The sequence below is a fragment of the Legionella steigerwaltii genome (assembly GCF_001468065.1).
Lineage (GTDB): Bacteria > Pseudomonadota > Gammaproteobacteria > Legionellales > Legionellaceae > Legionella > Legionella steigerwaltii.
In genome coordinates this window covers 253,806-267,164 of sequence record NZ_LNYZ01000013.1, presented here as the reverse complement: position 1 = coordinate 267,164, position 13,359 = coordinate 253,806, and the positions used below count along the sequence as shown (strand labels likewise).

The window sequence follows — 13,359 nt, the reverse complement described above, 5'->3', positions numbered from 1 at the left end:
TCTGGTATATTCAACTTAGAGGAAGTAGATGCGCTGAGCTTGAGAATTTAGGATTACAGCTTAGGCAAGAGTCGATCCAACCATTTTGGGAGGTACCAAACCCAATTTTTAAAGAGAGCCATTGTAGCAGGGACTAAAAAGCTTCGTATTAAAAAGGCATCCACAAAAATAGCAACCGCGATACCAAGTCCGAATGCTTTAACCATTAATACATCTGCGATTAAGAAGGAGCAACAAATCACGATAACAATAAGGGCTGCACTCGTAATAATTCGACTGCTTTTTTCAATGCCAAAAATAATACTGTTGTTGTTATCTTTAGTTAGCTGATGAGCCTCTTTAATCCGAGTCAGTAGAAATACCTCATAGTCCATGGAAAAGCCAAATAATGCACAAAATATAATAACTAATAAACTAATATCGAGCATTTCTTGGGGTTGAAAATTAAGTATTTTAGAAAAATATCCTTGCTGGAATACAAAAACCAGCGCACCGTATGAGGCACTAAGGCTTAATAAAGTCATTAAAATTGCTTTCAAAGGCAAGAACAATGATCTTAGGAGTAAAAGCAAGATTAGATAAGAAAATACAATTATCCATAAGATGGCGTAAGGAAGTACGCGATAAATACTATGCAGCACATCAATATTACTCGCCGCGATTCCAGTCAGTTGCACTTTTAATCCCGAACCTAATTTTATGTGATGTAATTCATTAACCAGTTTTTTGGTTTCTTCTGAATTGACTGGATACTTGCTAATTACACTAATAATCGCCATATGTTTGGTTGTAGTTGTCTCCAATAATTGTTTCACACGTATATCGAGTAATTTTTTATTCAAATGATAAAGAGTGTAGTATTGGCCTTTTTTTAGATCTGACTTACTGCTGATAATGCCATTGACTTCTTTGACCAGCGGGTTTTGTTTTAGCTTATGTACCAAATCATATATTTTGGACAAATTATGACGTGATAAGATGGATGAAGAGGGTGATTCAATAACCAGGACTACTGGATTTAATTGTTCAATCTGAAATTTCTTTGCGTACATATCATAAAAAGCACGGTGTTCTGACTTTTCTGGAAAAATGCGATAATCCGATATACCAAATTGTGCCGTCAAAAATGGATATCCAAGCACTAATAAAAAGATAAGTATTGGGAAGAAAAAAAGATAGGGGTGGTGCACGACTCGCTCTGCGAGCCAGCGCCAGTAACTGTAATGGTTTTTATTTCTAAATATACGCACTGATAAAAAATTAATTTTTGATTTGAGTACAGCAAGGATTGCTGGCAAAAAGATAGTCGAAATTAATACTGCAAAAAAAACAGCAGCTAAGCCACCAACGGCAACTGAAAATAAGATGTTGACTGGAAATAAAAATAAAGCACTAAGACTTACAAAAACAGCCAAGCCACTAAAAAAAATTGCTTTACCTGCTGTTTCTTGGGTTGTAGCAATCGCTTCTTCAATATTTAATCCATTTTTCAACTCATCCCTAAATCGACTAATGAAAAACAGTGAATAATCCAAACAAAGGCACAAACCGAGCAATAAAGCGATGTTGATCGTGAAAATAGAAAGGGTGAACAGATGACCAAAAAAATAGAGCGTCGTTAAAATAATTATTGCACAGCCACCGCCCAAGATAATTGGCAGTGTGGCAGCAACTACTGATCCAAATACAAGAATTAAAGTGATAATCGCTACCGGTGTGGCGACAAAATCAGCTTTATATAGATCAGTCTGCGTTTGCTTGTTCACATTTTGAACGAAAAGAGGTTCCCCCCCAAACAGTATTGTCATATGGGAAGGCTTTTTTATTGATTGTTTAAATTGTTTTAATAATTCATCACTAAGGGGTTTATTCGTTTTGAAGATTACTGCAACATAAGCTGTATGTTTATCCTTGGAAATTTGATTTTTATCATCAGGGTAAATGATTTCGTGTTTAATTGGAAAATCTTTTAAATCAGATAATGATTTTTTAATTTTTTCTTTAAATAGTGGCTCAGTTGCTGAAAGGTTTGAACTATGGAACATGATAAGAAATTTATTTTTATCGTTATAGCCTAATTTTTTATCCATGTATTGTTCCGCTTTTGCACTTGCAGAACTTTCATCAATAAATCCAGTTGTTTTAAATGGGGTAATAATGTGCGGTAAAAAAGGGATGCAGAGTAATATAACAAGTAACCAAAAACCTATAATTGGCCATCGCAGCTTGTTTATAAATCTTCCTAATCTGTATGACAGCGCTTTTTTTTGCATTTTTATCGTCGGAACTCCAAATTCCGTGAAGTTACAAAAAATAATGACTCTTTAAATATATTAGTATAAATTAGGCAGTATGTGTAAATTAATGAGTGAAAAGCCATTTGTGCATCAATATCAGGATCTAATAATTCTCTTTAATAATTGTTTTGGAGAAGAGTTTAATACTCAGCTTGTTAAAGGCGACAACGAGCCAATTTACTTACCCGCTGATGAACAACGTCCTTATAATGCGTTATATTTTGCACATGGCTTTTTTAGCAGTGCGCTGCATGAGTGCTCTCACTGGCTTATTGCTGGAGAAGAGCGTAGGAAGCAAGTTGATTTTGGATATTGGTATATGCCAGACGGACGTACAGCAGAGCAACAAGCTTTATTTCAATATGTTGAAGTAAAGCCGCAAGCATTGGAGTGGATACTTTCAAAGGCTGCAGGCCATAAATTTTATATCAGTATCGATAATTTAAATGGGGCTGAATCAGATACTATTGCATTTAAACAGGCGGTTTATCAACAAGTGCTACATTATTGTACCCATGGATTATCACCACGCGCGCAAAAATTTCGTGATGCTTTATGTTGCTTTTATGGTCAATCAATGGCTTTAAGGATAGAGGATTTTTCGCTAGAGGCATTATGAATCATCCAATCATTGTAGCCCGGGAGCAGTACAGGAATTTCCCTTCTCCCCACAGGGGAGAAGGTGCCCGTTAGGGCGGATGAGGGCACTGATTACGATTGATGAACCCTTACACCTAGCCCTCTCCCACAAGTGGGAGAGGGGATTCTAATGAATTACAGATTCGCAGCCTGCCATTAATGATGCAACACTACACCTAAAGTCCAATCCAGATTTTGCGCAGAAGGAACATAATTCACTGTTTGGTTTGCTGTTAAACCATAGCCCTCTACCATTAGAGCATAATAAAACGCTGGTAAGAGGCAATAGGACTCAATGTACTCATTATTTGGAAATTGATTGCTCAGACTTTCCCATTGTTGGTGACAAATCAGACTATTTGCTTGTTGTAACAAATCTTGAATAACTAATTGATTATTGTGGAATTGGAACGGTTTGCTTTCTGCAAGATTTGGAAAACCACCGATGGCATACCATGAATTAATGTGGCTAGCAGAAAGAATAGGTTGCACTTCATTGGTAACTTTATGCATTTTAATTAATGGTGACACCTCTTGTTCACAAGTAAAAGCATCTCCTTGTCCTGAATTTCCGTCTGGAAGAGGATAGCCATCTGAGAAGCATGAGGTAGTATCCAGAAGCTGGTGAGTCATTTCGTTTTGTCCAAGGCCTAGAAAACTGTGAAGGGATAAATTGATATGTTGACCATATAGATTCAATTCAACTTGAGAGCCTTTGTTGTCGACATTTTTTTGAATTGGGAAAACAATTTGTACTGAAGCTCCACCAATATCCATAACTCCTACGGATTGACTAGAAGATGATTGGAGTGCCCCTATGTGATAATTCACTGCAAGCCAGTCATATAATGCCTCATCAAGTCCAGTAATCGTTTTTGCTTCCATTAGTTGCCACTCAGATTTCTGATTAAACCACTTTTGTACTTCTTGGTAATAAGTTTTTTGTTTGGTTTGTGGTACAAGGCGCATTCCTGCTGTTGCATAAAAATAAACAGGGATGTGTTGTGTAGGAGCACCTGAGAAGAGGGTTGTTAGGTACGCATCTATGGTATTTTGATTTGCTTCAATCATTGCAAATCCAGGCTTTACTTTTTTAGACCATATTTCAGAAATATGAGAAGGCGTGTTTGTTTCATCAAGATCATATGCAAACACATGAAGTCTTGAGCCTGTACTCCCAGCATCAACAACGGCAACACATTGGTGTTCAGTACACGAAGAAGAATCAGCATAAACATCGGTAACTACTACAAAGAGACAAGAGAGAACGAACAAAAAACGAAGCATGATTAAATTCTCAATAAAAAAGTAGATAAATGATACGGTATGTATCTTTTATTTTCAATGTGATATTTTGTGGAAAAAATGATACACTATTTTTTAAGTTTTTATGTAGGTTTAATTTTACCTTCCGACTTTCAGGTTGGGCAAGAATCCAACCTTCTATTTTAAGTCAGTTTTCAGGCAGTTATCATAATGATAAATCAAGAATATCGTGGTTCTATCTATGCTATTTTATCTGGATTCCTTTACAGTTTTATTGGATATTTTGGCTTAAGCGCGATGAATGGCAACTTATCCGCAAGCACTATGTTGTTTTGGCGCTTTCTTATTTCGAGTATGATTATTTTAATGATCATGCTCCCGAAAGTTAAAAAAAACAATGACTCTTATAAAAATATGTCCATTGCTTTTTTTACAGGAGTTTTTTTCTATGGTATTTCAACCTGGCTTTATTTTTTAGCCTCTTATTACATAGGTTCTGGATTAGCGATGGTTATCTTTTTTACCTATCCAGTACTGATTATGTTGCTCAACTATTTCTTTTATGATCAGTCAATTCCTAAAGTTTATTATTTCGCTATTGCGGTTATTTTAATTGGTATGGCGCTTATGGTGGATTTAGAGGCATTGTCTTTTAACTTATGGGGAATTTTACTGGGCATTGCGTCCGCTTTTTTTTATGCTTGCTATGTGATCGGTAGTAAAAAAAATGAGCTCTCTCCCAATATGTCCACTTTTATGGTGTGTTTGGGTTGTATGACAACGAGTTTAATTGTTTCTCTTTTTAATCATTCTTTTGCAATCCCGTCTTCTATGGGTGTTTGGTACCATTTATTTGGTATTTCTATTATTGCAACGGTAATTCCCATAGTATTTTTGTTATACAGCTTAAAATACATCAGCTCCGAAAAAGCCTCTATTTTATCCGTTTTGGAACCAGTGTTTGTGGTAATTTTTGGTGTATTACTCCTAGGAGAAGAACTAGATCTGTGGGGTGCAGTAGGCATTGTCTTGGTATTAACTGGCGCATTGCTTACTTTATTCAGCCATAAAATTAACCTTGGCCAATTAAAACTCCAATTCATTCGTAGTGAGAGTGATGGATAAAAATCATACAATCATTGTAACCGTTTCATATTGATCAGAACTGTAGCCTGGGTGAAGCAAAGCGTAACCCGGGTTACGCTTTGCTTCACCCAGGCTACATATTGCAGTAATTTTTAATACCAACTTCCATTGCAACCACCACAACCCCCACAATCACTAGCACACGTTCCGCAACATGGATTATTTGAACAGTTGCCTAGTAAGGCAGTTGAGCACACCAGGATTACAGCCAGTATTATTCTTTTCATTACCTATCCTTATTATGGTATGTATATTAACTATACTCTACGTTTTTGAATTTAACCAATTTATATTCAAAGTTTTAAATTTTTATATTAAGTAAAAAACAGGTCCTAATTTTCAGTCATGTACAACCATTGTAATTTCCATAAATTATAAATAAATATTTGATTTTGTGTAGTATTTATATAAGCAGTAAATGTTTGATGGGATAAGTAGCGATTATTGGCAATATAGCTTATCAAATCATGAGAAACCCCAGCTATATCCCACTCACAACCATTAATATAAAATTGATATTCAGATTGCTCATCTGGAATCTGGTAAGCAAAACGACATGATGCGTCTCTGGTGAGATCTGCCCCAGCTTTTATTTCTTGAATAAAATGTGATAAATCACTTGTCTCAGTCTCTTCTAAAGGCAAAGGTAACTGAAGTTCAGCGTGTTGATCCAATCGTGTTGCAAAACAACCGAACCAGGATTTGATGGTCTTATCATCATTAATTAATTGCTGTAACAGTTTTTGTGCGCTTTGCCAGGCAGGACGAGTGATCTCAGAGGTATTGTGCAACTGTGTCCAGTCTGGATCTTGATATAATGTTTTGAATGTACCTTTCTCAGCTAGATAATCACTAAGACTATCTAACAACTCTTGTCCTTGATAGCTCCGGTAGCCAAAGGAATAGGTCATACATTCTTCGGAAAGTGAAATACCGTAGTGGCCTACATGTGGTGGAAGGTATAACATATCTCCCTCTTCGAGAATTAGGCGTTCTTCTACGTCAAATTGATTCATGATCCGAAGTTCGAGATCGTTAATGTAATTTTCATTAGTACAGCCTTTGGTCGTGAGGGACCATTCTCGTCGTCCCTGGGCCTGGTATAAAAAGACGTCATAATTATCGTAATGAGGCCCAACACTACCATGGAGGACCGCATAACTAATCATGATGTCGTCGATCCGCCATTGTGGAATGAAATCAAAATGATCAAGCAAGCTATAAATTTCTGGAATTAATCGATCCACCCCTTGAACAAGCAAGGTCCAGTGTGTTGAGGGTAGACTACTAAAATCATTTTCACAAAATGGTCCACGCTTTAAATGCCAATAGGGTTTTTCATGAGGTGTTTCAAAGACAAGACGACTTTCGACATCGTCTTCAAGAGCAAGTCCAGCCAACTCATCAGGAGATAATGGAGCAGCAAAGTTTGGTAGCGCATTGCGAATCACTAAGGGCTTTTTTTGCCAATATTCTCTTAGAAAAGTTTCTAAAGAAATTTGAAGATTGATCATGTGTAGTTAATACTCCTCTGAATCATGTAGTCATCGTAGTCTAGGTGTTTGGGTAGCCTGGGTGCAGCGCAGCGGAACCCGGGATCGGTGCCATAGCATTCCCGGGTTCCGCTGCGCTGCACCCAGGCTACGATAAATAAGTTATCATAATGAAATTTGTAATTTTTAACTCGATTGAAGAATACGCTCTAGCTCGCCCTTTGCTTGACGTGAAAAATTGATTAGCTCGCTTTCTTCTTCAAAAAAATCAAAAGACTGGATTAATGTTGCCTCATCATGTTTTCTGAATGCTGATGATTTTTTGCGAATATCCTCATTGTTGTATCCCAGAAATTTCATGACTTCTTTAGTCATAGATAAAGATGAGTCAAATAATTCTCGGATGAAATAATCCACACCGATTCGATGTAGTTCATAAGCATGACGACGGTTACGCGCTCGAACAAAAATTTTTAAGTGGGGGAAGTGTTGTTTGGCGAGCTTAACAATTTTTAGATTCGCATCTACATTTCCAACAGCAACTATAAGCAGTTTAGCGTGTTCAGCACCAGCGCTCTTTAAAAGATCCAATCGACTGGCATCTCCAAAATAGCCAACATAACCAAATTTCCTGAGTAGTTCGATTTGTTCTGGATTTTTTTCCAATACGGTAATTGTTATATTTTCACCGTTAAGTAAACGGCCAATAATCTGACCGAAACGTCCATACCCCGCAAGAATAATTCCATTTCTTTCATTGAAGGAATCATACTCTCGTTCGGGTATGAAACTCATAAACTTAGGTATGACAAATCGATGATAGAAAAGCATTAAAAAAGGAGTGGCAAGCATAGATAATGCAACAACAAGGGTAAAAAATGCCGCAGTTTCCTGATTAATTACTTTGGTAGCCCCAGCATAGTCAAAGAGTACGAAGGCAAACTCACTCCCTTGTGCTAAGGCAAATGCAAAACCAATACTTTGTAGTTTTGTTAAATCAAAGATGGAGCCCAAAAAAAATAAAATAATTGCTTTGATGATAATTAAAGTAAATACAGCGGCCACAATGAGCATCGCATGGTGAGAAAAAAGAGAGAAATTCATCGCCATTCCCACGGATATAAAAAATAATCCAAGCAGAATCCCTTTGAAAGGTTGAATGTCTGCATCAACTGCGTGTTTGTATTCAGAGTTTGCTAACACAACCCCGGCAATAAATGCGCCTAAAGCAGGGGATACACCTATAGACTCCATTAACAGGGTTACACCCACTACCAAAGCAAGAGAAAAGGCGGTAAATACTTCACGTAAATTGGTTTTGGCAATAATCTTGAACAAGTACCTGGATAAATACTGGCCCACTAAAATGACGGCTCCAATGATTCCGGCGACTAGAATCGCATGCAACCATCTGGGAAGATGCATAATGAATGAAGTTTCATGAGGATTAATTTGAATATTCTCATGTTGAGCAAGTAAGGGAATGATGATTAATATGGGGATTACGGCAATATCTTGAAATAAGAGAACTGCAAATGAGGTTTCACCCTCTGCCGTTTTCAGAAGGTTTTTTTCTTGGAGCATTTGCAGTACCAAGGCTGTTGATGACAGGGACAAAGCCATACTTACAGCTAAAGTTGCCTGCCAATTATAACCAAGCATCAATCCAATCCCAGTCAAAACGCATGTAGTTAAGAGTACTTGCAAGTCACCTAAGCCTATAATGAGCTTGCGAAGCTTCCACAACATAGCTGGCTCTAATTCTAAACCGATGAGAAATAGCATCATGATCACACCAAATTCACCAAAATTCATAATTTGTTGAGCGTTTCCAATCAGTTTTAATCCAAAAGGACCAATAAGAATACCAACTATAAGGTAACCCAGGACTGAACCAAGTTTGAAACGGCTGGCAATAGGAACCATAATGCTAGCGGCGGCAAGAAAGATAAAGATATTAAGCAATAAGTGACCATTCATATTTTAACTCTCTTTTCCATGACAATTTTTAAATTTTTTACCACTACCACAAGGGCAGGGTGCGTTACGGGCGATTTTGGGTTTACTGATCTTTTTTAGATCTTGCTTATGCACGCCACTTACATAGAACCAATGGCCATTCTCTTTATGAAACTCACTGAGTTCATGAATAATTTTCACTTGGTTGTGTTCAGAAAAACGTGCTGCAAACTCGACGAATCCTTTATCAGGATCTGACATGCTTGAGTTTATGACCTCTAAATTAATCCAGGTCACACCTTCAGCCCACTGTTTCGCTTCCAGTTCATTAAAGCCTATTAAGGCTTTGCCTTTCATTGTATTTTTGATGTAATCAATTTTGCCCAGAGTATATGCAGTATATCGCGATCGCATCAATTGTTCCGGGGTTTCGGGCAATTGTTTTTTATCCAAATATAAACCGCAACACAGCTCATATGTATTTTGTGATCCACAAGGGCAAAGTGACATGGTATGATCCAGCAAAAAGTAAAAATTGGATTTTGGGATTATATTCGATGTAGCATTAAATTTTTACTAAATTAACGTGAGTTCGACATATTATTTAGGATAAAAGAATGAATTCTTATTTATTCACACAAAACATAGAGCAAATCGATCAACAAAAGAGTATTAATCAATTGGAAGAGGGCAATGTTTTGTTTTTCCCAGAATATTGTTTCTCCCCTGTAGATCCTGCCTTACTATCAGAGCATATTTTGGACGGCAGTCGTAAAAATATAAGTTATGATATTCGTAATAAAAAGTTGAGTGCTTATAAAAAAGAAGTGGGTAGCTTGGATACTAAGCTTACTGCGATGATGCATGGTTATGCAGAATTTGCACATCAATTAATTCAGATGGCTTTGCCTTCTTATGTGCCCCATTTGCAATGGGGGAGGACCAGTTTTAGACCGGCACAAATTTATGGACGTATTTCCTCAAAACGAAAAGATGATACTCGTTTGCATGTTGATTCATTTTCAGCAAGTCCTGTCCATGGTTTGAGAATTTTGCGTGTCTTTTGCAATGTAAACCCCCATAATGTACCTCGGGTATGGAATGTGGGTGAGCCTTTTGCTGATGTTCTTCATCGTTTTGCGCCCAGAATCGCTCCTTACAATAAAATAAAAGCAAAACTGCTGAAGCTGGTTAAAGCAACTAAAACTTTGCGCTCACCCTATGATCATTACATGTTGCATTTACATGACACGATGAAGTTGGATGATGCTTATCAGGCAAAGGTTGAAAAGGTGCAAATTGATTTTCCTGCTCAAAGTACTTGGATCGTTTTTACTGATCATGTCTCGCATGCCGCATTAAGTGGCCAGCACTTGTTAGAGCAAACTTTTTATCTTCCAGTCGATAAAATGGCAACACCTGATCATTCGCCCTTAAATCAATTGAAGAAAATTAGACCCGAGGTGGGTTCTTATCTTGCATAAAGAGGTACAAATGACTTGATAGATCATTATCAAGTCATTTTGATTGTCCACGTCATGAAAAATATTAAAGACGATGCTTTAAAAACTTTTCAATCCCGCGCGAGCTTAAGGGCTTACTGAAAAAGAATCCTTGCACTTCATCACAGTGTTGTTGCTTTAAAAAATCCAGTTGTTTCTTACTTTCTACTCCTTCAGCAATCACTTTAAAATTAAAACTTCGAGCCATAGAAATGATGGCTTCAATGATTACTTCATCACTTCGTGAAGAGGATATATTTTGGATAAACGATTGATCGATTTTTAGTGAATCAATGTGAAGTTGTTTGAGATAATTGATGCTCGAATTCCCTGTTCCAAAATCATCTAAAGCAATTTGGATGCCTATTTGTTTGAGCTGATTAAGTGTCTGTACAATATTTCTGTGCGTTATGATCACATTTTCAGAAATTTCAAATTCTAAATAGTGAGGATCGAGTAGATTTTCTTTTAAAATTTTTTCTACAACATAAATAAAATTAGGCTGTTGTAATTGACGAGTAGTAATATTAACAGCAACTTGAATATAAGGTAATCCTTTTTGATGCCAAGACTTTATTTGGCGACAAACCTCACTGATAATCCATTCACCTATAGGTATAATTAAACCTGTTTCCTCTGCCAAAGGAATGAAATCTAAAGGTAATAACAATCCTTTTTCTGGATGGTTCCATCGAATTAAAGCTTCAACGGCTAATAGGTTTTCTTTATTATCAAGACTGAATTGTGGCTGGTATAATAAAAAAAACTCTTTATTTTTAATGGCATTACGCAAATCGGATTCGAGTTTAAAGCATCTATCAGAATATTCATGCAATTGAGTGGAGTAAAAAGAATACTGGTTTCCTCCACGTTCTTTCGCCTGATACATTGCTAAATCAGAATTTTTTAACAAATCGCCAGGCGTCTTTCCATCTTGAGGGTAGATACTTATTCCTACAGTAGTAGTAATAATTAAATCACGATTTGCTATTTTGAATGGCTCGTGCATTGAGTCTAAAATTTTATTGGCAATAATTCCAACATCTTCATTTTTAGCTATCTCGCGGGTCATGACAAATTCGTCTCCCCCAATTCGAGCCATAGTATCTTCTTTGCGAATTAAAGAAGACCATCGTTGTGCAACTAAACGTAATAATTGATCACCAACTTCATGTGACAAACTGTCATTAACTAATTTAAATCGATCTAAATCAAAATACAAAATAGCGAATTGTTGTTCATTTTTTTTTGCATACTCAATGTGGGCTTGTATTCTGTCAATTAACAAGGCTCGGTTAGGCAGTTGGGTTAATGGATCATGCAATGCTTGATATTTAAGCTGTTTCTCAAGGTTTGCCTGTTCTGTTATATCACGGAAACTCCAAACTCGACCAATCGTATTTTCATTCAAACGGTGAGGAAGCGTGTAGCATTCCAATATTTTACCTTTCCTAAAAGTCACAATTTCTCTAGTGATTTCATCTCTATTTTTCCTGAGACGATTAATATCGGCTAAATATTCTCTGGGTTTAGTGAGCTGATTGAGCATGTAATATAAAATGATATTTCCATCATCAGTTTCTAACATGGATTGTGGGATATTCCACATGGAGACGAATTTCGAATTACAATCAATAATCTTGTTATTCAAATCGACAACTAAAATTCCATCAGCAGACGATTCAAATGTGGATCTTAAAAGCGACAATGATTGCTGTAAGGATTCTGTGCGCTCCTCAACTGTTTGTTGCAGTATTTTCTCATGATGTTTGGAATCATTAGCCAAAATCCATTTTCTCGTTAATGCACAAGCAAGTTGTCGTACTGCTACCACGTCAAAAGGCTTCTTCAGAATAAGATAATTATCTCCCATTCCTAATTCTTTTACTGTTTCCTCCCAACTGTAATCAGAGTAAGCAGTACAAATTACTACTTGAATATCAGGATCAATCTTCCACATGTGCTTCACTGTTTCAATCCCATCCCATCCTGGTGGCATTCTTATATCAACAAAGGCCAAAGCATAATGTATTCCCGCATCGAGATCTTTTTGAATTATATTAATTGCTTCTTTGCCTTGGCAGGCTGTAGTAAAAATAAATTTGGGTAAAAAGCACTCGATGTCAGGGCTACACGGATTGCTTAAAGAGGCCTCATCATCAAATAATTGTTTGTCTAAATGGTTCAATTCTGACTTAGTGTTTGAGGCAGCCAAAACTTTAATAAAATCCTGATGGATTGAAGGATTATCATCAATAATCATAATATGTAATGGTATATCACTCATCAGGAGCCCCCTGTTTATAAGCGCTATCAATAATTGGTAAGGTCAAGATAAATTGAGCTCCATATCCTTCTCCTTTGCTTTCAGCTAAAAGGGAACCACCCATTTCTTGAGCTGATAACGCGGAGCTGTGCAAGCCAAAACCGTGACCATTTTTTTTGGTAGTAAATCCAAAAGCAAAGATACGTTGTAAATTTTCTGTATTAATGCCAATGCCATTGTCTGCAACAATGATTTGCACCGAATTTTTTCCTGTTTTTTGAATCATTAATTTGATTTCTTTAATAGGGGACGCAGTGCTTTCTAAAACCGATTCTTTGGCATTTTGAATTAGATTGATCAATATTTGCAGTAGCTTGGACTTATCAACAGTGACTAAAGGTGCAGGTTCAAGCTCTTTAGTAATCGTAACATGAGCATTTTTTGAGGAGCTCATCGTAATGTTTATTGCGGTATCGAGTATTTCTGGAAGATAAATTTTTTCATTTACACTGGATAGGCCGCTAACTGATTTTTGTGTATCTACTATTTGACTAATAAGCCGTAAATCATTCTGTAAGTTATCTACTTCAATATTATTTTTCTCATTTTCTTCTATAATAATTTTGGCAAGTGCTAGCAGGTATTGAGGAATGATTTTACCTTTAGGATGATGGGATAAAAAATCCACTAAATCCAATTGATGTTGCTCCATCATCTCCATTATTTTCAATAATTTTTGATGATAATCCAGATTGAAGCTGTTTTTTAAAAGGGTAATTGAAACATTAGAG

The 13,359-nt window shown here is 36.6% G+C and carries 10 protein-coding genes; 3 read left to right on the top strand and 7 right to left on the bottom strand.

The window, feature by feature from the left end:
- Window positions 1–53: 53 nt before the first annotated feature.
- Window positions 54–2,273 carry an MMPL family transporter gene (locus Lstg_RS09020; RefSeq protein ID WP_058477335.1) on the bottom strand — a complete coding sequence of 740 codons (2,220 nt, stop codon included), beginning with the start codon at window positions 2,271–2,273 and terminating at the stop codon, window positions 54–56.
- Window positions 2,274–2,382: 109 nt separating this feature from the next.
- On the opposite strand from Lstg_RS09020, the gene Lstg_RS09015 reads away from it, so the two are divergent.
- Complete coding sequence (locus Lstg_RS09015; protein ID WP_058477679.1) at window positions 2,383–2,916, top strand: elongation factor P hydroxylase; 534 nt, start codon at window positions 2,383–2,385, stop codon at window positions 2,914–2,916.
- Window positions 2,917–3,092: 176 nt separating this feature from the next.
- Here the strand turns inward: Lstg_RS09015 and Lstg_RS09010 are convergent, their stop codons facing one another.
- Window positions 3,093–4,223, bottom strand: coding sequence for an acetate and sugar kinases/Hsc70/actin family protein (locus Lstg_RS09010; protein ID WP_058477334.1), 1,131 nt, complete (start codon window positions 4,221–4,223; stop codon window positions 3,093–3,095).
- Window positions 4,224–4,412: 189 nt separating this feature from the next.
- On the opposite strand from Lstg_RS09010, the gene Lstg_RS09005 reads away from it, so the two are divergent.
- Entirely contained in the window at window positions 4,413–5,327 is a 915-nt protein-coding gene (locus Lstg_RS09005; RefSeq protein ID WP_172462833.1) for a DMT family transporter, read from the top strand.
- Between the two features lie 353 nt (window positions 5,328–5,680).
- Here the strand turns inward: Lstg_RS09005 and Lstg_RS09000 are convergent, their stop codons facing one another.
- The 3 genes from Lstg_RS09000 to Lstg_RS08990 form a co-directional block, all read right to left on the bottom strand.
- Window positions 5,681–6,862, bottom strand: a complete 1,182-nt coding sequence (locus tag Lstg_RS09000) for a cupin domain-containing protein (protein ID WP_058477332.1) — start codon at window positions 6,860–6,862, stop codon at window positions 5,681–5,683.
- Window positions 6,863–7,027: 165 nt separating this feature from the next.
- The gene (locus Lstg_RS08995) at window positions 7,028–8,821 is read right to left on the bottom strand and encodes a monovalent cation:proton antiporter-2 (CPA2) family protein (protein WP_058477331.1); all 1,794 of its coding nucleotides are present in this window, start codon (window positions 8,819–8,821) and stop codon (window positions 7,028–7,030) included.
- Window positions 8,822–8,824: 3 nt separating this feature from the next.
- On the bottom strand, window positions 8,825–9,310 hold the full coding sequence (locus tag Lstg_RS08990) for a YchJ family protein (RefSeq protein WP_058477330.1): 486 nt from the start codon (window positions 9,308–9,310) through the stop codon (window positions 8,825–8,827).
- 107 nt (window positions 9,311–9,417) lie between these two features.
- Between Lstg_RS08990 and Lstg_RS08985 the strand changes: the two genes are divergently transcribed.
- A complete protein-coding gene (locus Lstg_RS08985; RefSeq protein WP_058477329.1) occupies window positions 9,418–10,284 on the top strand; it encodes a Kdo hydroxylase KdoO in 867 nt (288 codons plus the stop codon).
- Window positions 10,285–10,348: 64 nt separating this feature from the next.
- Here Lstg_RS08985 and Lstg_RS08980 read toward each other — a convergent pair whose 3' ends face one another.
- Together Lstg_RS08980 and Lstg_RS08975 are read right to left on the bottom strand one after the other, a co-directional pair.
- Window positions 10,349–12,589 carry an EAL domain-containing protein gene (locus Lstg_RS08980; RefSeq protein ID WP_058477328.1) on the bottom strand — a complete coding sequence of 747 codons (2,241 nt, stop codon included), beginning with the start codon at window positions 12,587–12,589 and terminating at the stop codon, window positions 10,349–10,351.
- A partial coding sequence (locus Lstg_RS08975; protein WP_156413867.1) for a sensor histidine kinase occupies window positions 12,582–13,359 on the bottom strand: 778 nt, incomplete at its 5' end. The genes Lstg_RS08975 and Lstg_RS08980, both read right to left, overlap by 8 nt.

Excerpts from the sequence above, each read along its gene's own strand:
- Lstg_RS09020 (WP_058477335.1), bottom strand. The coding sequence starts at position 2,273 with ATGCAAAAAAAAGCGCTGTCATACAGATTAGGAAGATTTATAAACAAG.
- Lstg_RS09010 (WP_058477334.1), bottom strand. The coding sequence starts at position 4,223 with ATGCTTCGTTTTTTGTTCGTTCTCTCTTGTCTCTTTGTAGTAGTTACC.
- Lstg_RS09005 (WP_172462833.1), top strand. The coding sequence starts at position 4,413 with ATGATAAATCAAGAATATCGTGGTTCTATCTATGCTATTTTATCTGGA.
- Lstg_RS09000 (WP_058477332.1), bottom strand. The coding sequence starts at position 6,862 with ATGATCAATCTTCAAATTTCTTTAGAAACTTTTCTAAGAGAATATTGG.
- Lstg_RS08995 (WP_058477331.1), bottom strand. The coding sequence starts at position 8,821 with ATGAATGGTCACTTATTGCTTAATATCTTTATCTTTCTTGCCGCCGCT.
- Lstg_RS08990 (WP_058477330.1), bottom strand. The coding sequence starts at position 9,310 with ATGTCACTTTGCCCTTGTGGATCACAAAATACATATGAGCTGTGTTGC.
- Lstg_RS08985 (WP_058477329.1), top strand. The coding sequence starts at position 9,418 with ATGAATTCTTATTTATTCACACAAAACATAGAGCAAATCGATCAACAA.
- Lstg_RS08980 (WP_058477328.1), bottom strand. The coding sequence starts at position 12,589 with ATGAGTGATATACCATTACATATTATGATTATTGATGATAATCCTTCA.